The following is a 19,003-nucleotide window of genomic DNA, read 5'->3' as shown; positions in this document are numbered from 1 at the left end:
GCAACTGTTGCAATGCAACATGGCGGTCGGGATTGTCGTGCAGAAATCGCCTGTCGCCTCAGGCCACCATCAGCGTCTTCACATGCGCGGCGGTACTGTTGGCCAATGCGCGCAGGTCGTAACCACCCTCCAGGACAGAGACGATACGCCCTTTGGCGTGGCGGTCCGCCACCTCGATCAGCTTCTGCGTGACCCAGACGAAATCATCCTCCGTCAGGTCAAGCCCGCCCACGGGATCGCGCATATGTGCGTCGAACCCGGCGGAGATCATCACCAGATCGGGCTTGAACGCGTCCAGAGCGGGGATCAGCGTGGATTGGATGGCGTGGCGGAATTCCGGGCTGCCGGCCATGGGCGGCAGGCAAGCATTGACGATATTGCCGAACGCCCCCTTCTCCTTCACCGACCCGGTGCCGGGGTAAAGCGGCCATTGGTGGGTGGAGCCATAGAACAGGTCGGCATCCTGTTCACAGAAGGTCTGGGTGCCGTTGCCGTGATGCACATCGAAATCGATGATGGCGACGCGGCGTATACGGTGGTTGGCGCGGGCATGGGCCGCTCCGACCGCAACATTGTTGAACAGGCAGAAGCCCATGGCCTGATCCGGTTCGGCATGGTGGCCCGGCGGACGCACGGCGCAGAAGGCGTTGCGCGCCTCCCCCCGCACACGGCATCAACGGCGGCGACGACGGCACCGGCGGCGCGAAGGGCGGCCTTGCCCGTGCCGGGCGAAAGGACGGTGTCGGCGTCGATGCTGCCATGGCCGTCGGCGGGAATGGCATCCAGCAGGGCCGTGACATGGCCGGACGGATGTACCCGCTCCAACTGCTCCCGCGTGGCCAGGGGCGCATCGCGCCGGTCCAGGAACATGAAGGCCTCATCCTCCAGTGCCGACAGCACGACACGCAGCCGGTCGGCGCATTCAGGATGGCCATAGCCCGTATCATGATCCAGACAGTCGGGATGGGAGAAAAGCAGCGTGTTCATGGGCAGCAAGATCCCCGGTCATTTCCTCAAACACGGCCCGCCGGTCTTTCACGCCAGCGTTGACCATTTCCATCATGGGCGGCCTTGGTAAGCCTGTCTTTGCGACAGATCAGCCGGCCCGCCTGATGGTGAACCGTACCAATTGCCCATGGGGCGTGTCACCCAGGACATCGGTCGAAAGCAGCGCATGTCCGCCCTCGGTACAGAAGGTCTGGAAATCCTTGGGCGCCGCCTTGTCCGTGGCTGTCACGGACAATACCTGACCTGCCGCCATGCCCCGCAGCGCCTTTGCCGCGCGCAGCACCGGCATCGGGCACTTCAGGCCCGAACAGTCCAGCGCGACATCCGCAGGGATGATGACATCCATGGGCTTTCCCCTTTTTGGAAAATCTTGTGGACCCAGGGCTTGACGGGGGGCCGGCACGATCCAGTTTGCCTGAGGCTATGGATGCCATGACTTTGCCTGTCAAGACCGACGCCGCTGCCGCCCTGCTGAAAGCAATGGGCAATGAACGCCGCTTGTGCATCCTTCTCCACCTGACGCATGGCGAGAAATCGGTGGGGGAGCTGGAAGCACTGGTCGGCCTGTCGCAATCCGCCCTGTCCCAGCATCTGGCCATCCTGCGTCAGGAGGAGCTTGTCCGCACCCGGCGTCAGGCACAGACCATTTTCTATGCGTTGAAGGGCGACGCACCAAGCGAGGTGTTGTCGCTGATGCGGCGGTTGTTCCCGGCACGGCCCTAACCGGCGCTACGCAGGCCCGCAACCCCTGTCAGCAGCCAGCCCAGGATGAAGCACAGCCCGCCAATGGGTGCCACCGCCCCCATGGCTGATGGCCCATACCAGCCCAACGCATAAAGCGCGCCCGGAAACAGGACGCAGCCGATGGCAAAGCACAGGCCCGCCGCCGCCAGCCACCGCGCCTGTCCCGGTAATGCCCGGCGCAGGGGTGCCAGGACCAGGATAGCCAGGGCGTGCACCATCTGATACTGGCTGGCCGTCTTCCACAGATCGACGGCATGGGCATCGCGCACACCGGCCAGCCCATGGCTGGCAAAGGCCCCTGCCGCCACGGCAACCGCCCCGAACAAGCCGGCCAGCAGCATCAGGCGAGCGGCAACGGAATCTGCCGCAGCAACTGCGGAGTTGTCAGGATGGGTCACAGGGTTGGTTCCTTGGCACCTTATCTTCTCCCGATAACTGGCACCAACGGTCGCCATCGCCAAGGGGTGGAAGCGCGCATCCCAACATCCCAAAAATAAAATGGGCGGCGTCCGGGGGGAGGACGCCGCCCTTTGGAACCGGGACCGGCCTTCAGGGGGATGGGGGAGCCGGCCCCGGTATGGTGAGCCCAGGTGATCAGGCCGCACGCGGCAGATCAGCCAGGATCAGTTCAGCCTCTTCCAACACCTCAATGGTCAGGACATCCTCATCCTTCACTGCGGCGCCGTCACGGGCGTCAAGGGTTACACCGTTGACCTTCACCTTGCCCCGGGCGGGGACAAGATAGGCCAGCCGTTCACCCAAGCGATGGGTCAACACCGTGCCAGCCGGCAAGGTTCCACCCAAAAGTGCGGCATCCTGGTGAATATAAAGCGCACCGCTGTCCTTATCCTGATCCCGGCCTGACGCCAGGACGCGCAGTTGACCATCGGCATCGGTGCCCTTGGGGAACTTCGCGGCCTCCCAACGCGGCTTCACGCCACGCTTGTTGGGGATGATCCAGATCTGGAACAAGGTGGTTTCACCCGGTTCGCGGTTATATTCGGCATGTACGATGCCGGTGCCGGCCGACATGACCTGCACGTCACCCGCTTCCGTGCGACCCTCATTGCCTAAGAAATCCTGGTGCGTGATGGCCCCCTTGCGGACATAGGTGATGATTTCCATGTCCTGATGGGGATGCGGGTCAAAGCCGGTATTGCTGTCGATCGTGTCATCGTTCCACACCCGCAACGGTCCCCAATGGACCCGCGACGGATTGTGGTAGCCGGCGAAGCTGAAGTGGAAATTCGCGCGCAGCCAGCCATGGTTGGCCTTACCCAGGCCAGCGAAGGGGCGATGTTCGATCATGACACTTCTCCTTGATGGCTCCCGGCAGCGCCCCGAACTGGCAACGCTGCTGGGACCGTTACGGTCATGGAATGAGATAGAAAGAGGTTATGCGGAAAGTTTGGCCGCCAGACGGGCCACATGTGCACCCTGGAAGCGCGCACCTTCCAGCTCGTTCTCCGACGGCTGGCGGGAGCCGTCACCGCCGGCGATGGTGGTGGCACCATAGGGGCTGCCGCCCGTCACCTCGTCCAGGCGGCTCTGACCGCCGAAGCTGTAGGGCAGGCCGGCGATGACCATGCCATGGTGCAGCAGGGTGGTGTGGAAGGACAGCAGCGTCGCCTCCTGGCCGCCATGCTGGGTCGCCGTGGACACGAAGACCGAGCCGACCTTGCCGATCAGCGCACCCTTGGCCCACAGACCGCCGGTCTGGTCCAGAAAGTTGCGCATCTGGCTGGCCATCATGCCGAAGCGGGTGGGCGTGCCGAAGATGATGGCGTCATAGTTCGGCAGCTCGTCCACCGTGGCGACAGCGGCATCCTGCTCCAGCTTGATGCCGGAACGCTTGGCAACCTCTTCCGGGATCAGTTCCGGCACGCGCTTGACCACCACTTCGGTGCCGGCGACCGACGCCGCGCCCTCGGCAACGGCCTTGGCCATCGTCTCGATATGGCCGTAGGAGGAATAGTAGAGGACCAGAACTTTGCTCATTTCGCTCTCCGTCAGGTGCGGTGTGTTGCGCTGTTGAGAGGAAGATAGGCCGTTGCACTGTTCCCGATAATGATCCAATTTCGAATAGATTTGTCCCGGCGAGCGGGACAATCCAGAGGGAACAAAATGGACCGGCTTGAAGATCTACGCCTGTTCACACTGGTGGCGGAGGGGCGCAGCTTCACCAGGGCCGCTGATAAGCTGGGCCTATCGAAATCCGCCGCCAGCCGCCGCATCGGGGAGTTGGAGACCCGCCTGGGCGCCCGGCTGTTCAACCGCACCACCCGGCATATCAGCCTGACCCAGGTGGGCGAAGGCTTCTATGCCCGCGTCACCCAGGCGCTGGACGCGCTGGAAGAGGCGGAACGGTCGGTGGCCAGCCAGCACGCGGCACCGCGCGGTGTGTTGAAACTGGCGGCCCCCATGTCGTTCGGCATTGTCCACCTGTCTGGCGCCATCGCGGATTTCATGGGCCTGTACCCGGAAGTGACCGTGGACATGGACCTGTCCGACCGGTTCGTCGATCTGGTGGAGGAAGGCTATGATCTGGCGGTGCGGATCGGGCGGTTGAAGGACAGTTCGCTGGTGGCCCGCCGTCTGTGCCCGGTCCGTGCCGTGATCTGTGCCAGCCCGGATTATCTGAACCGGCGCGGCACACCGCAGACCCCCGCCGATATCGCCGATCACGACTGTCTGATCTACACCAATGTGCAGAACCCGGATCAGTGGACGTTCCGCACTGCCCCCGGATCGGAAGATACGCAGAATGTCCGCCTGAAGGGACGGTTGCGCGCCAATAATGGCGATGCGCTGCGCGAGGCGGCGATGCATGGTCAGGGCTTGGTGCTGCTTCCCACCTTCATTGTCGGTGACGCATTGGCCGCGAAGCGGCTGGTGCCCGTCCTGGATACCTGGCTGCCGCCACCCAGTGCCGCCAACGCCCTTTACCCCGCCAACCGGCATCTCAGCCCAAAGGTCCGGGCCTTTGTAGACTTCCTGGCAGGGCGGTTCGGGCCTGTCCCTTATTGGGATGCTGCCTTGACCGTCATGAAGGGCGGTTGAGGCTGGCGCGCGTGTCACGAATCCGTCATGGCTTTCTGGCATCACACCCGAACTCGATCCCAGCAGCGGGGGAATGGTTGGACCGGGACAGGGACCATGCCCCAGGCAAGGGGATAACGGACACGGGCTGGACCGCTGCACGTCTGTGCCGCCCCGTGCCATCGGTGCCGGAACAGACGCAGTGCGGCAGCGTGGCGGAACTGTTCCAGGCAGACCCCACCCTGCCCGGCGTGATCGTGGCCGATGGCAGCGGCCGCCCGCTGGCGCTGGCCGACCGTGCCACCTTTCTTCTGCATTTCTCGCAGCGTTACGGCCGTGACCTTTACGCCCGGCGGCCCGTCACCCATCTGGCCGACCGGCAACCGCTGCTGGTGCCGCTGGATACCGGCCTGTCGGCCTTGAACGCCCTGATCGCGGAACAGAAGCCCGACGCGCTGCATCGCGGCTTTGTCCTGGTGGATAGCGGCGGCAGGGCCGTAGGCCTGGGTCAGGGCATCGACGTCATGCGCTTGACGGCGGAGGAGATGGCCCGCACCCTGGATCGGTTGCGCACCACGCAACGGGACCTGATCCAGGCGGAAAAGATGGCGGCCCTTGGGGGGCTGGTGGCCGGTGTGGCGCATGAAATCAACACGCCGCTGGGTGTCGCCGTGACGGCGGCCACCGCCTTTGCCCAGGATACGGAGCGCTTCGCCGCCGCCTATCGCGACGGGTCCCTGCGCCGCAGCCTGCTGGAGGATTACGTGGCCTCCGCGACAGAGGCGATGGGGTTCGTCCTGGGCAACATCACCCGTGCCGCCGATCTGGTGCAGAGCTTCAAGCAGGTGGCCGTAGACCAGACCACCGATCAGGTCCGTCGCTTTGATCTGGGCGATTATCTGGGTGAGGTGCTGCGCAGTTTGCAGCCGCAGCTGCGCCGCCTGCCCCACCGGCTGGAGACTGACCTTGCCGAAGGGCTGGAGGTCGACAGCACGCCGGGCGCCATCGCCCAGATCGTCACCAATCTGGTGATGAACGCCCTGACCCATGCCTTCACGGGCACTGACAGCGCCGGCACCATCCGCGTTCACCTGCGTGCGATCGACAGCCCTGCGGATTGGGCCGAACTGTCGGTGACGGATGATGGCAGGGGTATCGACGCCGCCACCCTGCCCCGTATCTTCGATCCGTTCTTCACGACAAGACGGGATGCAGGCGGCACCGGCCTGGGCCTGCATCTGGTCTATAACCTCATTACCCAACGTCTGGGCGGGCGGATCGATGTGGAAAGCAGGGTGGGTGAGGGTACGCGCTTTACTGTGCGCTTCCCCCGCCGGGGATAGGCGTGCCTTGCCGTCGGTGGACAGGGGCATAGTTCATGGTTGTTGACGTGGCCACCCACGAACATATCATGAACAAATATCCCCTCCCTAATCTGCCGGACCATGGCCAAATCCCTGAAACAACGCCTCGCCATCCTGTCCGACGCCGCAAAATATGACGCGTCCTGCGCCTCCAGCGGCACGCAACGGCGTGATTCGTCGGCCAGCGGTGGGCTGGGGTCGACGGAGGGGATGGGCATTTGCCATGCCTATGCGCCGGACGGTCGCTGCATCTCGCTGTTGAAAATCCTGCTGACCAATTTCTGCATCTATGACTGCGTCTATTGCGTCAACCGGTCGTCCAGCAATGTGGAGCGGGCGCGATTCACAGCGGAGGAAGTGGTCTGGCTGACCCTGGAATTTTATCGCCGCAACTATATCGAGGGGCTGTTCCTGTCGTCGGGCATCATCCGCTCGTCCGATTACACCATGGAACAACTGGTCCGCGTCGCCAAGGACCTGCGCACCGTTCATAATTTCCGGGGCTATATCCACCTGAAGACCATCCCGGAGGCGTCGCCGCAGCTGATCGAGGAGGCGGGCCTTTATGCCGACCGTCTGTCGATCAATATCGAGCTGCCGACCGACCAGGGTATCGAACAGTTTGCACCACAGAAGCACCCGGCCCGTATCCGCCGTTCCATGTCGGACCTGTCGGCCAAGATCGAGGCGGCAAAGGAACCGACGCTGAAGACGCGGCGGCGCATCCGCTTCGCACCGGGCGGGCAAAGCACACAGATGATCGTGGGCGTGGATAACACCACCGATGCCACCATCCTGGGCTCCTCCGCCAATCTCTACAACCGGTTCCGCCTGCGCCGCGTCTATTACTCCGCCTTCAGCCCCATTCCCGACGCCTCCAGCGTCCTACCTTTGTCGCGCCCACCGCTGATGCGCGAACACCGGCTGTATCAGGCGGATTGGCTCTATCGTTTCTATGGGTTCGACGTGGCGGAAATCACGTCAGTCAGGGAAGATGGCAATCTGGAGCTGGATATCGACCCGAAACTGGCCTGGGCGCTGGCCAACCGCGACCGTTTCCCCGTGGATGTGAACAGGGCGGAGAGGGAGATGCTGCTGCGCGTGCCAGGATTGGGCACTACATCGGTGCCGGCCATTCTGGCCGCCCGGCGGCACAGAAACCTGCGACTGGATGATCTGGAACGGCTGGGCGTGGCTGTGCGCAAGGTGCGGCCCTTCATCATGGCAGAAGGCTGGTCGCCCCTGCGCCTGACCGACCGTACCGACCTGCGCGAACTGTTTGCGCCAAAGCCTAAGCAGTTGAGCCTGTTCGGATGATCCGCCTGGGCTTGCGCGGTCGCGGCGATCTGGCGGAATGGCGGGATGCGGCGCGCGCCCTGCTCCGGGCGGGGGTGGGACCGGGTGATGTGGAATGGCAGGTGCGCGATGCGGGGGCCGACCTGTTCGGCATGGCCGATGATCCCCTGCCCCCGCCTGATCCGGCGCTGCCCGCCCCGACGGTTCCCGCCGCCTTTCTGACGCTGGCGGATGCCGTCATCTGCCATGTCGATCTGGCCCGTTTTGCTCTGCTCTACCGCCTGCTGTGGCGGGTGCAGCGGGAAAAAGGGCTGCTGTCTAACCCGTCCGATGCCGATGTGGCGCGGGCAGAGACGCTGACCAAGGCCATTCGCCGCGATGCGCACAAGATGAAGGCCTTTGTCCGGTTCAAGGAAATGGGGCCGGCACAGCAGGGGCGACGGCGCTTCGCCGCATGGTTTGAACCGGACAATTACATTGTGGCGCGCACCGCCGGCTTTTTTCAGCGCCGTTTCACCGACATGGACTGGATCATCGCCACGCCCAAGGGGTCCGCCGCCTGGGACGGCCAGCACCTGACCCTGTCCGATGAACCCTCGGAAAAGCCCGATCTGATTGATGATACAGACGATCTGTGGCGGACTTACTTTGCCCATATCTTCAACCCGGCGCGGTTGAAGGTACAGGCCATGCAGTCGGAAATGCCCAAGAAATACTGGAAGAACCTACCGGAAGCCGACCTGATCCCCGACCTGATCGCCGGGGCCGAAGACCGGATGCGGGAGATGATTGAACGGGAGGCGACACAGCCCAAACCGTTCCATTATCGCCTGCATAAGCAGGAATGATCAGGCCATCCCGATGAAGCGCCCCGCATCCACCGCCGGCATGGGCCGTCCATAGAGATAACCCTGCAGGAAGCCGCAGCCCAGGCGCGACAGTTCGTCCGCCTGTTCATCGGTCTCCACCCCTTCCGCCACCACTTCCAACGCCAACTGCTGGGCCAAAGCCAGCATGGTGCGCAGGATGGTCCGGCTTTCAAACCGGTCGATCATGCTGGACACAAAGGCGCGGTCCACCTTCAGGAAATCAAAGGGCAGGGTCTGAAGATAGGAGAGGTTGGAGTAACCAGTGCCGAAATCATCCATGCAGAGACGGATGCCCAGGTCGCGCAGGCCCGTCAGGATTTCCGCCGCATGCGCCGGATCACCTATGATGGTGCTTTCCGTCACTTCCAGTTTCAGCAGGGTCGGATCAACGCCGCTATCGGCAATGACCTGACGCACATTGTCCAGGAAGCCGGGTTCCGACAGCTGTGCGGCGGAGATATTGACCGAAACCCAGACGGGCCGCCCGGCCCGGCGGGTCCATTCGGCGGTTTGCAGCGCCGCCTCCCGCATCACCCAGGTGCCGATGGGCACGATCAGGCCGGTTTCCTCCGCCGTCGGGATAAAGGCGGCGGGGATGACGATGCCGCGGGACGGGTGGTTCCAGCGCACCAGCGCCTCGAACGCCACGACCTCGCGCGTCGCGGCATCGACGATGGGCTGATAATACAGCTCGAACTGTCCCTGTTTCAGGGCGGTGCCCAGTTCCATGGTCAGGCCCAGACGCCCGCCCTCGGCCCGGTCGGCACCGATCACCACCTCCTGCAACCGGCCATAGGCGCGTTTGGAGGCCTGCATGCTCTCCTCCGCACGGGCCAGCAACTCCTCCCCATGCCGCCCGCGGCAATTGCACCAGGCAAGGCCGGGCGAGGACATGGGATGCACCTCCCGTCCCGCCAGCATCACAGGTTCGCTGACCGCCGCCGCAACCTCATGCACCATGTCGCGGGCCGTCGCCAGGACAGGCGCGCCCGGCAGCAGCAGCGCAAACTGATCGGCACCCGTGCGCCCACAGATCGCCGCCGGGCCGGCGGCGGTGGCGATACGCTGCGCCGTGGTGACCAGCAGCCGGTCACCAGCGGCCACGCCCAGTTCCTGGTTGATGTCACGAAAATGCCGAAGGTCGATGATGCCGACGGCGACCGCATCAACCCCGCCCGACTGCATCTGCGCCAGCCGCCCCTCAATCGCCTGGATGAAACCCAGACGGTTCAGAAGGCCGGTGGCCCCGTCATGGGTGCGATCCTTCGACAGCTGCGCGACCAGCCGGGCATTTTCCAGACTGACGACGACGCTGCGCGCAAACAGCGACAGCATACCGGCATCCGGCCGCTTGCCGGGTGCCAGACGCGACAGATGCAGCACGATGGCGGCGTCACCGGACAAGGGGGTGGAAATCGCAAACCATGCCGCCCCCTGTTCCGGCGCACCGCTGGCAAGCGCTGCGGCCACCTGTTGCCCGATCTCTGCCGGCACCAGATGCGACAGGGCGCCCGGCGTCATGGCGAGCCCACCTTCACCGATCCCGGCCAGAAGGCGCGGTTCCCCTGTTGTGCCATCGGGCAACCGGTCGCAGCGGATCAGCAGGACCCCCGTCCCCGGCCCCATCACGCCCTTCAAGGCATCGACCGCAGCATGGGCCAACCGTTCTGGATCATGTTCCCCGAACAGTCTTGCCGTGGCGTCCAGCACATGGGTCAGCCCGACGCGGTGATCATCCAGCTGCTGTATCTGTTCGAACGCACGCAACGCCGTATAGACCGACGTCCATAGCCGCCGCGCCGTCAGCTCATCTTTGGCGCGGTAATCATTGATGTCGTACCGCTCCACCACCTCGCGCTCTGGTGCCTGACCGGGCTGACCGGTGCGCAGGATGATGCGGACATCGTGGTTTCCCATTTCCTCCCGCACGGTGCGGACCAGACGCAGGCCCGAATCCTCCGCCTCCATCACCACGTCCAGCAGGATGAGGGCTATATCGGGATAGACCGCCAGCATCTGTCGGGCATCAGACGCGGAATAGGCCGACAGGAACAGAAGCTTGCGCCCCGCATGGGCCATGTCACGCAGGGCGAGACGGGTGACCGAATGAACGGAGGGATCGTCATCAACGATCAAGACCAGCCATGGCGGCAGCGACGCAGCGACCGGCCCCGACGCCGGTTCCGCCGCGAAATCCAGCAGATCATCCGCCATTCCCCTCGCCCCCTGACCGGTCCGAAGACCGTCCTGTCCTTAACCGGCCACCTGTTCCCGCCCCGGAATGGTCGCCTTCTTTTCATGAACTTTGTTTATTCTATATGCTTAGCCTACGCCAGCGACCGTGCTGCGGCAAGCTTGGCGCAGAGGCGACCTTCCGCCAACGCCGGGTGCGAAGGCTGGCGGAGAGGGGCGCACCCATGCCATTCTGCGCACCTTTCCCGCCCGCCCTGCCGCGTGTGCCGTATCCATGGAAACCTTGATAAACACGCTTTTGGCCGTTGCCGGCCTGCTGGGGCTGGTCAGCCTGCTGCCGCCGCTGGCCAAGCGCCTGGGCCTGCCCTACACGGTTGTGCTGGCTGCCTTGGGTGTGGGCATCGGCCTGCTGCTTCATCTGGGCGGCGGGATAGAACAGGGGGTGACGGGTCCCATCACCGCCTTCATCAATGCCGTGGGCGAGGTTGAACTGACCTCTGCGGCCTTTCTCTATATTTTCCTTCCCGTGCTTCTGTTCGAAACGGCATTGGGTGTAGATGTCCGGCGCATGCTGGATGATCTGGGGCCAATCCTGCTGCTGGCCATTGTGGCGGTGCTGGTCTGTACCGTTGTGGCGGGGCTTGCCATGTGGTGGGTCTGGGGCGTCTGGCACGGCATGCCCACACAGAAGGCGCTGATCGTCTGCCTGCTGCTGGCCAGCATCATCGCCACCACCGACCCGGCGGCCGTGGTCAGCATTTTCCGCGACCTGGGCGCGCCACGCCGTCTGACCATCCTGGTCGAGGGTGAAAGCCTGTTCAATGATGCCGCCGCCATCGTGCTGTTCACCCTTTTGCTGGGCATCCTGACGGAGGGCGGGGAACCGGATCTGGTCGCTGCCGCGTCCGACTTCGTGTTCAAGTTTGTGGGCGGTGTAGCCGTGGGCTGGCTGCTGGGCTGGCTGACGGCGCTGGTGGTCACGCCGTTGCGTAATCAAACCCTGTCGGAAATCACACTGACGGTGGCTTTGGCCTATCTCTCCTTCATCCTGGGGGAACATTACCTGCACGTGTCGGGTGTGGTGGCGGTGGTGGTGGCGGGGCTGGTCATGGCGTCCGCCGGGCGCACCCGCATCAGCCCCGAAAGCTGGTCTGGCCTGGAACAGGTGTGGAGCCAGCTGGGCTTCTGGGCCAATTCCCTGATCTTCCTGTTCGCCTCCATGCTGGTGCCACCCACCATGATGGAGGCGAAATGGAGCCATATCGCCCTGCTGGCAGCGCTGATCGTGTCGGCCCTGGTGGCCCGCGCCCTGGTGATCTTCGGTATCCTGCCGGTCCTGTCCTGGATCGGCGCGTCGGACCATATCAGCAACCGCTTCCGTCTGGTCATGACATGGGGCGGGCTGCGCGGGGCGGTGTCGCTGGCCCTGGCCCTGGCCGTGACCGAGCATCAGTCGCTGCCCGACTATATCCAGGAACATGTGGCCGTGGTGGTGACGGGCTTCGTGCTGTTCACCCTGTTCGTGCAAGGCACCACCCTGCGCCCCCTGATCCGCGTGCTGCGTCTGGACCGGCTGACGCCGGTGGAGCTGGCGCTGCGCAACCGCGCTGTGGGTTTGTCCCTGTCGAATGTGCGCCGTGATCTGGAGGATGTGGCCGGGCGGTTCGGGCTGGACATTGCCCATGCCGTCGATCCCTTGCTGGAACGCGGCGCGGAACTGGCACAGGAACAGCTGGACCTGGAAAGCCGCTATGGCCCGCTGTCACTGGACGACCGGGTTTTCATCGGCCTGTCCACCCTGGCCCGGTACGAGGAGCAGCGCTACCTCGCCTATTTCCGTGATGGCGTCATTTCCCGCTTGTCGGTACAGACGCTGAGCGCCGTGGCAGGGCGCCTGCAGGACGCATTGAAGACAGGCGGCGCTGCGGCCTATGAAAAGGCAGCGGCCAAGCAGTTGAAGCCCGGCCGGGCACTGCGCATGGCCCTGTGGCTGCACCGCCGGTTCGGGTGGGAACGACCAGTATCGGCCCGACTGGCCGAACGCTACGCCATGCTGACGGCCCTGCGCTTCTGCCTGCGGGAGTTGAACCAGTTCACGGGCGACCGGCTTGTCCCCATGCTGGGTAGGCAGGCGGCGGAGGCCGTGCGGACCCGCCTGACCACTCGGTTGAAGGTGGTGGAAGAGGCACTGGACAGTATCCGCCTGCAATACCCGGCCTATCTGGACGCGGTGCAGTCGCAATATCTGATCCGCGCCGGCCTGCGGATGGAGGAACGCTCGACTCAGTCCCTGTTCGAAGAAGCGCTGATCAGCCGGGAAATCCTGAACGACCTGGAGCGCGATCTGCGGGAACGCTGGCAGGAGGTCAGCAGCCCACCCAAGCTGGATTTGGGGCTGGCAACGCATGAGCTGATCAGCCGCGTGCCGCTGTTCACTGGGCTGCCGCCGGACCGGCTGCTGCGCATCGAACGACTGCTGCGCCCCCGCCTGTATTTTCCAGGCGAGACGATTGTCCGTAAGGGAGAGCGGGGGGACACGGTTTATTTTGTGTCGTCAGGGGCCGTCGCGGTCCATGTACCGGGCCTGGACATGCCTATCCGCCTGGGCAGTGGCGACTTCTTCGGGGAGATCGCCCTGGTGCTGGATCAGCCGCGCAATGCCGACGTCACAGCCATCGCCTATTGTCAGCTGCTGCTGCTGGATAAGCGCGACTTTAACCGCCTGTACAGCACTGACCCGGACCTGAAGGTGCATATCGATCAGGCCATTGAGAAGCGGCTGTCGGCGTAAATCACACCCGCCGCGCCACCACCACGATCTTGGGCGATCCCGCGTCGAACGGCGACCCCTGGAAATCCCCATCCACCCGGATAAGATTGAAGCCCGTCTGGCGCAGCATCAGTTCCAGTTCGAACCGGAAGATGGGGCGCCAGTCGAAATGGTAATGGGTGCGGCGGACAGCGCCGCCGGGCACCACCTCATCATACCAGCCGTAATTGCGCTGCACCTGCCGGTCATCCAGCGTCCCTACCAAGGCGAATTTCGTATAGAGATTGCCGGTACGGCGGTTGATGCGGCTATAGCTGACTTCCGGCGCCTGGGTGGCTCCCAGCGGCATGACGAGGGGGTTCACAACATCCAGCGCCAGGATGCCGCCGGGGGCCAGGTGATCGCGCGCCTTCTCCAGCGCTGCCAACTGCGCCTCGAAATCGGCCAGCAGCATCAGGATGTTGAAGCCCATGATCACCATGTCATGGTCCTTCACGGGCATATCCAGTTGCAGCAGGTCGCCTTGCCCCGCCATCACGCGCGCCGCAACCTCCGGGCTTTCCCGCTCCAGCCGGCGGGCAAGACCGGCAAGCATGGTGGCCGACGCGTCCAGACCCGTGACGGAGAGCCCTTCCCGCGCCAGCGGGATGGACAGGCGTCCCGTACCGCAGGCCAATTCCAGCAGCTTGGGCACCTGACCCGACAAATCGGCCAGTTCCTTCGCCAGACCAACATAATGCGGCACATCATGCAGGATGCCCTGTCGCAGGGCCGCAGCGTGCAGCGATGGATCGGTCGCCAGCTCCTCCGGCCGGGGATAGTCACTGTCGTAGTAGAGATAACTGCCGTCGCTATCGGGGACCTGCGGATTCATGCGGCGGCGTTCCTTACTGTCAGGGAGATTGACAGCCTATCCGATCATCCACCGCGCCGGAAGGCCGCCGAATAGGACCGCTGGCCGCCCCCCTTCATCCAATATTGCTTCAACTGCTCCCGCGTCCGGGCAGCGATTACGTGCCGCCGCTCCGGATCAGCGGCGAGCTCCGCAGGAAACAGGCGGGTCACCGCCGGCGTCACTGCCAGATCGAATACCAGACTGATCCGGTCTGTCGTTCCCAAATTCCTGACATCGTGAACAACCGAAAAATCGGCTGTCCAGGCCTGACCTGGGGGATAAGAGATGCTTTCATGCCCGATGCGGGTCAGGGCTCCACCAGGGACATGCAGTGGAATCAGCAGACGCATGGCGTCCAAATGGATGCCGTGGTCATCCCAATGCCACGGGAAGCCGCCTCCGGGCGGATGCCTGTCCAGATGAATGCCTTGTACGCACCAGCCGTACCGAACGGCAAGTTCAACCGCGGCAGGTATCTGGGCGAGAGCCGGCATTGGGACACCATCAACGCCATCCTGCCGCACTAACAGCAGCCGCAACCAACCATCGTCAGGCTTTGAACCGTAGATGGCGCCGTCAGTTCCGAATGCGACACACGAAACGGCGGCTGCCGCCTGCTCCCGCAGAATACCAAGGTCTAGAACAAGATCCGCCGGCGCATGCAGCATCAGACCAGTATCAACCGTTTCACGTTGCCAAGGATGTTCAAGGTCCGAATCCTGAGCCCGCATAGATTGAATACCCAGCAAAGATGCACATCGCGGCAGTGTGCATATCTTTATTTGTATCGTCCATTGCCGCGCATCACCCCGCCCGGCCCGTGCGAAGGGAATGTGCCCAGCCATCGGCCCCACGCGATGCCGCCAGATCGGCCGCCGCATCCCAGTCATAGGCCACCTCAACCATGGTCACGGCCCAGTTGCCGCGCGCACGCTCAAGCAGGCAGTAGCGGGCATGCGGGCTGCCCATCTCATTGCGATGGGGGAACCGGAAATCGTCGCGATAGGCCTGCAACCCTACAGAGCCGGGATTGACCACCAGACGCCCGTCGGGCAGGCGCACTGCCCGCTGCACATGGGAATGGCCACACAGGATGACCGGGGCCTGGATGTCACCGGCGCGTTCGGCAACGAGTGCCGGCGATGCTGGTCGGCTGCCCCATTCGCCCAGCTCTTCCAGGAAATAAATTAGATCGGACGATGGCGTGCCATGGCACAGCCAGACCTCTCCACCCGCCATCTCCCCCTGCGCCGGCAGGCTGCTCAGCCAATCCCGATGCCGCTGCGTCAGCACCGCATGCGCGAACCGGTCCGACGTGCCCATCTTTTCAACAGGGAGTTCCAGCAACTGGCGTTCATGATTGCCGGCAATATGCAGCATATCCCGGCCCATCATCAGATCGGCGGTTTCGGCGGGGTAAAGCGATCCCGACAGCTTATCGCCCAGATCCACCACCTGATCCACGCCGCGCCGGTCAATGTCGGCCAATACGGCCTCAAGCGCCCTCAGATTGCCGTGAACGTCGGAGATGACGGCGATACGCATGCTGGCTTCCCCCGCTTTTGTTGGCGGCAGCATCCTGACAGCGACGTCGCGGACGGCAAAGCCTGCCTTTGTCACAGGGACAAGAGAGACTGTTCAGCCACGCAAAGGGCGGAAGAATCGCAGCAGATTCTGCAATTCACTGCGCAGCGCCTCATCCTCCCGCAGGCGCGATTGCAGGGCGACGTCGCGCTTTGCCAGGAAGACCACCTGCTCCTTGGGCGGCAATTGCCGGTACGAGGGTTTCGGCGCGATGGTGCCATCATCCTGGATGGTGGACATGAAGAAGCAGGCGCGCATGAACTTGGAGAACAGCTTGCCCCCACTCTCCCCCGGTTCCCGCGAGAGAATTGAGAAGATGTAATAGGCGCGAAAGAAATAGTAGCTGTTATAGATGCGCTGGACGGTCGCGAACTGCTCTCCCGGCGTGGTGGTCTTGGACAGCATCTGCTGTTCCTTGAAGCCAGCGAAGAAATGCGTCGTCGCTTCCTTCGAAAAGCTCAAGGGTCGTTCACGATTGGCGCTGATCCGTTTGCGATACTCAATGAGGGCGCGACCGATCAGCGTATGCATGATCCTTCGCTCCGCCTCCAGTTCACCGGGCATCGACATCAGGAATTCGATGGCCGACATCATCTGCAGCGGGTGGGAGACGGATGCCCGCTTGCCCCGCCCCTTGGACAGAAGCGAGGATTGGAGCCAATCAATGACCTCATGCGCCTGCCAGCGCAGACGAACGACAGCAGGGACCGAGGTAAGGCCGGACGATTGCAGAAACAAACGCAAGTGATCCCGCCAGCCCTTCTGCGGCAGTTGCACAGTGTCTACATCGGTCAGCTTGATCGGCGAACCCAGCACATCCGGGTCGGGCGGCTGCGGCCTGAAATCAAGGCTGCGCCCGTAGACGACCCCCCTCAACTTGCTCTCCCGTGCCGGCGCCATCGCCTTTGTTGCCCCAACGAAGGTGGTTCAAGTCCTTGCCCTTACCTGCACCACCGACAGCGTTAACATCCGGTTATTATCACTATTCCGTTAGCAATACATCTTTTTCCTAAAAGTCGGAATGCAGGGTTCCGCCGACCGGTGCGTATCAGGATTGAACAAGGGCGACATGGCGCCTGAACCGCCCCTGTTCCCCACCACCGAAACGGCGGTGGCCCCATTCCCAATCGGAGTTTCAGGATATGACCATGACCCACCGCACCCTTGCCGCCCTGGCCGTTTCGGCGTTTCTGGCCGGCACCCTGCCCGCCATCGCCCAGCCGATGGGCCCTGCCGAGGGGCCCCGTGGCCCCGGTCGGGCGGAAATGCTGGCTAAGTACGACGCCAACAAGGATGGCAAGCTGGACGATACCGAACGTGCCGCCGCCAAGGCCGACCGTTTCAAGGCGCTGGACAAGGATGGCGACGGCAAGGTGAAGCGCGCCGATTTCCCCGCCGCCTTGGAGGCTGCGCATGAAAAGGAAAAGCAGGAGCGCCAGCTGGCAATGTTCGACAGAATGGACACCGACAAAGACGGCACCGTGACCGCCGCCGAATTCGCGGCCTTCAAGCCTGTCCGTGACGGTGAGCATCGCGGGCGCAGGCACGACGGCAAGGACGGTAAGTAACGGTTAACGCGCGATGACAATGACGGCCGGCCTGTCGGGACGTAGAGTGGTGGGGTCGGATGCGCCGCCCCCCGACGGAGCCGGCGCATGGGCGAACGGCAGGCAGGACGTCATTTTGAACGATGCGGATGAACCGGACGAGGCGTTGGTGACAAAGGTCGCAACGGGCGACCGGCGGGCCTATGCTCTACTGGTCGATCGCCATCTGGATCGGACCGTCACCATCGCCCGCCGTATTCTGAATAACCAGGCCGATGCCGAGGATGTCGCGCAGGAGGCGTTCCTGCGTCTCTGGCGCCATGCTGACCGGTTTGATCCGGCGGCAGCCCGTTTCGGGACCTGGTTCTATCGAATCACGACTAATCTGTGCCTGGATCGGACACGCCGGACACCCATGGCACCGCTGGAGGTGGCGGGCGACCCCGTCGATCCCGGCATGGACCAGGAAAAGTCCCTGTCCGATCAGCGCACAAGCCAGGCCGTGGCCGCGGCCGTCGCCGATCTGCCGGATCGGCTGCGGGCCGCTGTGACACTGACCTATGATGGCGGCCTGTCGAACGCGGAGGCCGCCAAGGCGCTGCATGTCAGCGTCAAGGCCCTGGAAAGCCTGCTGGTCCGGGCCCGCCGGGCTTTGCGAGGCAAGCTGGCGGGATGGGGGGCATGATGAATATCTGGTGTGAACGGACCGGCCAGGGGTGGCTGCCATGACGAAACGCGAATTCCTTGATCTTCTGGACCGTTACGGCGCGGAGCCGTCGCGCTGGCCGGCACCCTTACGCCTTACCGCCGACCGGGCGCTGGCCGTGAATACGGAATTGCGTGACCTGCTGGCGGCGGAACAGATTCTAGAGGCGGCGCTGGTCGATCTACCGGCCACAAGCGCCAGCCCGGACCTGCGCCGCGCCATCCTGGATATCCCGCTGGATCACCCGCGCGCCGGCACGGCCCCATCCCTGACGCAGCTGCTTCTGGCCGGTTGGCGGCGCTGGACCGCCGGGATGGCGACGGTGACGGCGGCGGGCGTGATCGGCTTTGTGCTGGGTTATGGTCAGTTGGTAACCCTGCCCACGGCATCGGCCGGCGAGCAGGTGGCGGGGGAGGATCTGGTCTCCATGCTGGGGGACACGCCCTATCTTGATACCGCCGACGCGGAGAATGCGGAATGAAACGCTCCACCCTGATCCTGTCCGTCCTGTTGGTCCTGTCGGCGGCCGGCAATCTGGCCGTGCTGGGCATTTTCACCGGACATTGGCTGCGCGGCGGCGGTGGCGGCAACAGTGGGCCTCCCAGCGGCGTGGAACGTTTGATGGGGCTAGTACCAGACCCGTTGCGACGGGAGATCGATCAGGCCATGCGTCCGAAGGACGAGGAGGTTAAGGCGCAGATGCAGGCGTTTCGCGATGCCCGCCGCGCCGTGACCGAGACGCTGCGCCAGCGACCCTTTGATGCCGCCGCCGCAGAGGCCGCGCTGGCCGACCTGCGGCAGGTGACAGGTCGGGCGCAGGAACGTCTGCATCAGGCAATTGTTGAGCGCATGGCGGCGGCACAGGCCGCAGGGACCCTGCCCCCGCCCCCGCAACGTGCAAACAGGGGCAAGGCCGATAAGGATGGCGGCCCCCGTCCGCCGCCCCCCCCACCGGGGAACTGACCACACATCCCAACCGGGAGGTTTG

General features: G+C 64.0%; 19 protein-coding genes and 1 pseudogene. 10 read left to right on the top strand and 10 right to left on the bottom strand.

What is annotated here, in order from left to right; all coding sequences use genetic code 11:
* Positions 1–58 precede the first annotated feature (58 nt).
* Together ABC729_RS00920 and ABC729_RS00915 are read right to left on the bottom strand one after the other, a co-directional pair.
* A pseudogene (locus ABC729_RS00920) lies at positions 59–987 on the bottom strand (histone deacetylase family protein).
* Between the two features lie 109 nt (positions 988–1,096).
* Entirely contained in the window at positions 1,097–1,354 is a 258-nt protein-coding gene (locus ABC729_RS00915; RefSeq protein WP_495605802.1) for a sulfurtransferase TusA family protein, read from the bottom strand.
* Between the two features lie 86 nt (positions 1,355–1,440).
* Between ABC729_RS00915 and ABC729_RS00910 the strand changes: the two genes are divergently transcribed.
* Complete coding sequence (locus ABC729_RS00910) at positions 1,441–1,731, top strand: ArsR/SmtB family transcription factor (protein WP_495605801.1); 291 nt, start codon at positions 1,441–1,443, stop codon at positions 1,729–1,731.
* Here the strand turns inward: ABC729_RS00910 and ABC729_RS00905 are convergent.
* From ABC729_RS00905 to wrbA, 3 genes are all read right to left on the bottom strand, one after another.
* Positions 1,728–2,150: a DUF423 domain-containing protein gene (locus ABC729_RS00905; protein ID WP_495605800.1), complete on the bottom strand. Its 423-nt coding sequence runs from the start codon at positions 2,148–2,150 to the stop codon at positions 1,728–1,730. The two genes, ABC729_RS00910 and ABC729_RS00905, sit on opposite strands and share 4 nt — an antisense overlap.
* Positions 2,151–2,346: 196 nt before the next feature.
* Positions 2,347–3,060 carry a pirin family protein gene (locus tag ABC729_RS00900; RefSeq protein WP_495605799.1) on the bottom strand — a complete coding sequence of 238 codons (714 nt, stop codon included), beginning with the start codon at positions 3,058–3,060 and terminating at the stop codon, positions 2,347–2,349.
* Between the two features lie 87 nt (positions 3,061–3,147).
* A complete protein-coding gene (gene wrbA, locus ABC729_RS00895) occupies positions 3,148–3,750 on the bottom strand; it encodes an NAD(P)H:quinone oxidoreductase (protein ID WP_495605798.1) in 603 nt (200 codons plus the stop codon).
* Between the two features lie 126 nt (positions 3,751–3,876).
* Here wrbA and ABC729_RS00890 point away from each other — a divergent pair, with 126 nt between their 5' ends.
* From ABC729_RS00890 to ABC729_RS00875, 4 genes are all read left to right on the top strand, one after another.
* A complete protein-coding gene (locus ABC729_RS00890) occupies positions 3,877–4,812 on the top strand; it encodes a LysR family transcriptional regulator (RefSeq protein WP_495605797.1) in 936 nt (311 codons plus the stop codon).
* A gap of 77 nt (positions 4,813–4,889) precedes the next feature.
* Entirely contained in the window at positions 4,890–6,134 is a 1,245-nt protein-coding gene (locus tag ABC729_RS00885; RefSeq protein ID WP_495605796.1) for a sensor histidine kinase, read from the top strand.
* Positions 6,135–6,236: 102 nt separating this feature from the next.
* Entirely contained in the window at positions 6,237–7,472 is a 1,236-nt protein-coding gene (locus ABC729_RS00880; RefSeq protein WP_495605795.1) for a putative DNA modification/repair radical SAM protein, read from the top strand.
* Positions 7,469–8,299, top strand: coding sequence for a TIGR03915 family putative DNA repair protein (locus ABC729_RS00875; RefSeq protein WP_495605794.1), 831 nt, complete (start codon positions 7,469–7,471; stop codon positions 8,297–8,299). Before ABC729_RS00880 ends, ABC729_RS00875 begins: the two co-directional genes overlap by 4 nt.
* Here the strand turns inward: ABC729_RS00875 and ABC729_RS00870 are convergent, their stop codons facing one another.
* Positions 8,300–10,534 (bottom strand): GGDEF/EAL domain-containing response regulator, encoded by a 2,235-nt coding sequence (locus ABC729_RS00870; RefSeq protein WP_495605793.1) that lies wholly within the window; start codon positions 10,532–10,534, stop codon positions 8,300–8,302.
* A gap of 253 nt (positions 10,535–10,787) precedes the next feature.
* On the opposite strand from ABC729_RS00870, the gene ABC729_RS00865 reads away from it, so the two are divergent.
* A complete protein-coding gene (locus ABC729_RS00865; protein WP_495605792.1) occupies positions 10,788–13,304 on the top strand; it encodes a cation:proton antiporter in 2,517 nt (838 codons plus the stop codon).
* Between the two features lies 1 nt (position 13,305).
* Here the strand turns inward: ABC729_RS00865 and ABC729_RS00860 are convergent, their stop codons facing one another.
* The 4 genes from ABC729_RS00860 to ABC729_RS00845 all read right to left on the bottom strand — a co-directional run bounded on the left by ABC729_RS00860 (position 13,306) and on the right by ABC729_RS00845 (position 16,638).
* Positions 13,306–14,157, bottom strand: a complete 852-nt coding sequence (locus tag ABC729_RS00860; protein WP_495605791.1) for a class I SAM-dependent methyltransferase — start codon at positions 14,155–14,157, stop codon at positions 13,306–13,308.
* A 44-nt stretch (positions 14,158–14,201) separates the two neighbouring features.
* A complete protein-coding gene (locus ABC729_RS00855) occupies positions 14,202–14,909 on the bottom strand; it encodes an aspartyl/asparaginyl beta-hydroxylase domain-containing protein (RefSeq protein ID WP_495605790.1) in 708 nt (235 codons plus the stop codon).
* Positions 14,910–14,982: 73 nt separating this feature from the next.
* Positions 14,983–15,723: a metallophosphoesterase family protein gene (locus ABC729_RS00850; RefSeq protein ID WP_495605789.1), complete on the bottom strand. Its 741-nt coding sequence runs from the start codon at positions 15,721–15,723 to the stop codon at positions 14,983–14,985.
* A gap of 93 nt (positions 15,724–15,816) precedes the next feature.
* Positions 15,817–16,638, bottom strand: coding sequence for a hypothetical protein (locus tag ABC729_RS00845; RefSeq protein ID WP_495605788.1), 822 nt, complete (start codon positions 16,636–16,638; stop codon positions 15,817–15,819).
* 272 nt (positions 16,639–16,910) lie between these two features.
* Between ABC729_RS00845 and ABC729_RS00840 the strand changes: the two genes are divergently transcribed.
* Genes ABC729_RS00840 through ABC729_RS00825 form a run of 4 tightly spaced genes read left to right on the top strand, consistent with a single transcriptional unit; the run spans position 16,911 to position 18,978 of the window.
* Positions 16,911–17,330 carry an EF-hand domain-containing protein gene (locus ABC729_RS00840; protein WP_495605787.1) on the top strand — a complete coding sequence of 140 codons (420 nt, stop codon included), beginning with the start codon at positions 16,911–16,913 and terminating at the stop codon, positions 17,328–17,330.
* A 13-nt stretch (positions 17,331–17,343) separates the two neighbouring features.
* Complete coding sequence (locus tag ABC729_RS00835; RefSeq protein WP_495605786.1) at positions 17,344–17,994, top strand: RNA polymerase sigma factor; 651 nt, start codon at positions 17,344–17,346, stop codon at positions 17,992–17,994.
* 40 nt (positions 17,995–18,034) lie between these two features.
* Positions 18,035–18,496, top strand: coding sequence for a hypothetical protein (locus ABC729_RS00830; RefSeq protein ID WP_495605785.1), 462 nt, complete (start codon positions 18,035–18,037; stop codon positions 18,494–18,496).
* Complete coding sequence (locus ABC729_RS00825) at positions 18,493–18,978, top strand: periplasmic heavy metal sensor (protein ID WP_495605784.1); 486 nt, start codon at positions 18,493–18,495, stop codon at positions 18,976–18,978. Before ABC729_RS00830 ends, ABC729_RS00825 begins: the two co-directional genes overlap by 4 nt.
* Positions 18,979–19,003: the final 25 nt, after the last annotated feature.

This window comes from Niveispirillum sp. CC-CTL257, from assembly GCF_059489915.1.
This window is presented reverse-complemented; position numbering and strand designations above follow the sequence as displayed.

Coding starts and splice junctions, on each gene's coding strand:
- ABC729_RS00915 (WP_495605802.1), bottom strand. CDS start 1,354: ATGGATGTCATCATCCCTGCGGATGTCGCGCTGGACTGTTCGGGCCTG.
- ABC729_RS00910 (WP_495605801.1), top strand. CDS start 1,441: ATGACTTTGCCTGTCAAGACCGACGCCGCTGCCGCCCTGCTGAAAGCA.
- ABC729_RS00900 (WP_495605799.1), bottom strand. CDS start 3,060: ATGATCGAACATCGCCCCTTCGCTGGCCTGGGTAAGGCCAACCATGGC.
- wrbA (WP_495605798.1), bottom strand. CDS start 3,750: ATGAGCAAAGTTCTGGTCCTCTACTATTCCTCCTACGGCCATATCGAG.
- ABC729_RS00890 (WP_495605797.1), top strand. CDS start 3,877: ATGGACCGGCTTGAAGATCTACGCCTGTTCACACTGGTGGCGGAGGGG.
- ABC729_RS00880 (WP_495605795.1), top strand. CDS start 6,237: ATGGCCAAATCCCTGAAACAACGCCTCGCCATCCTGTCCGACGCCGCA.
- ABC729_RS00875 (WP_495605794.1), top strand. CDS start 7,469: ATGATCCGCCTGGGCTTGCGCGGTCGCGGCGATCTGGCGGAATGGCGG.
- ABC729_RS00870 (WP_495605793.1), bottom strand. CDS start 10,534: ATGGCGGATGATCTGCTGGATTTCGCGGCGGAACCGGCGTCGGGGCCG.
- ABC729_RS00865 (WP_495605792.1), top strand. CDS start 10,788: ATGGAAACCTTGATAAACACGCTTTTGGCCGTTGCCGGCCTGCTGGGG.
- ABC729_RS00860 (WP_495605791.1), bottom strand. CDS start 14,157: ATGAATCCGCAGGTCCCCGATAGCGACGGCAGTTATCTCTACTACGAC.
- ABC729_RS00855 (WP_495605790.1), bottom strand. CDS start 14,909: ATGCGGGCTCAGGATTCGGACCTTGAACATCCTTGGCAACGTGAAACG.
- ABC729_RS00850 (WP_495605789.1), bottom strand. CDS start 15,723: ATGCGTATCGCCGTCATCTCCGACGTTCACGGCAATCTGAGGGCGCTT.
- ABC729_RS00840 (WP_495605787.1), top strand. CDS start 16,911: ATGACCCACCGCACCCTTGCCGCCCTGGCCGTTTCGGCGTTTCTGGCC.
- ABC729_RS00835 (WP_495605786.1), top strand. CDS start 17,344: ATGACAATGACGGCCGGCCTGTCGGGACGTAGAGTGGTGGGGTCGGAT.
- ABC729_RS00830 (WP_495605785.1), top strand. CDS start 18,035: ATGACGAAACGCGAATTCCTTGATCTTCTGGACCGTTACGGCGCGGAG.
- ABC729_RS00825 (WP_495605784.1), top strand. CDS start 18,493: ATGAAACGCTCCACCCTGATCCTGTCCGTCCTGTTGGTCCTGTCGGCG.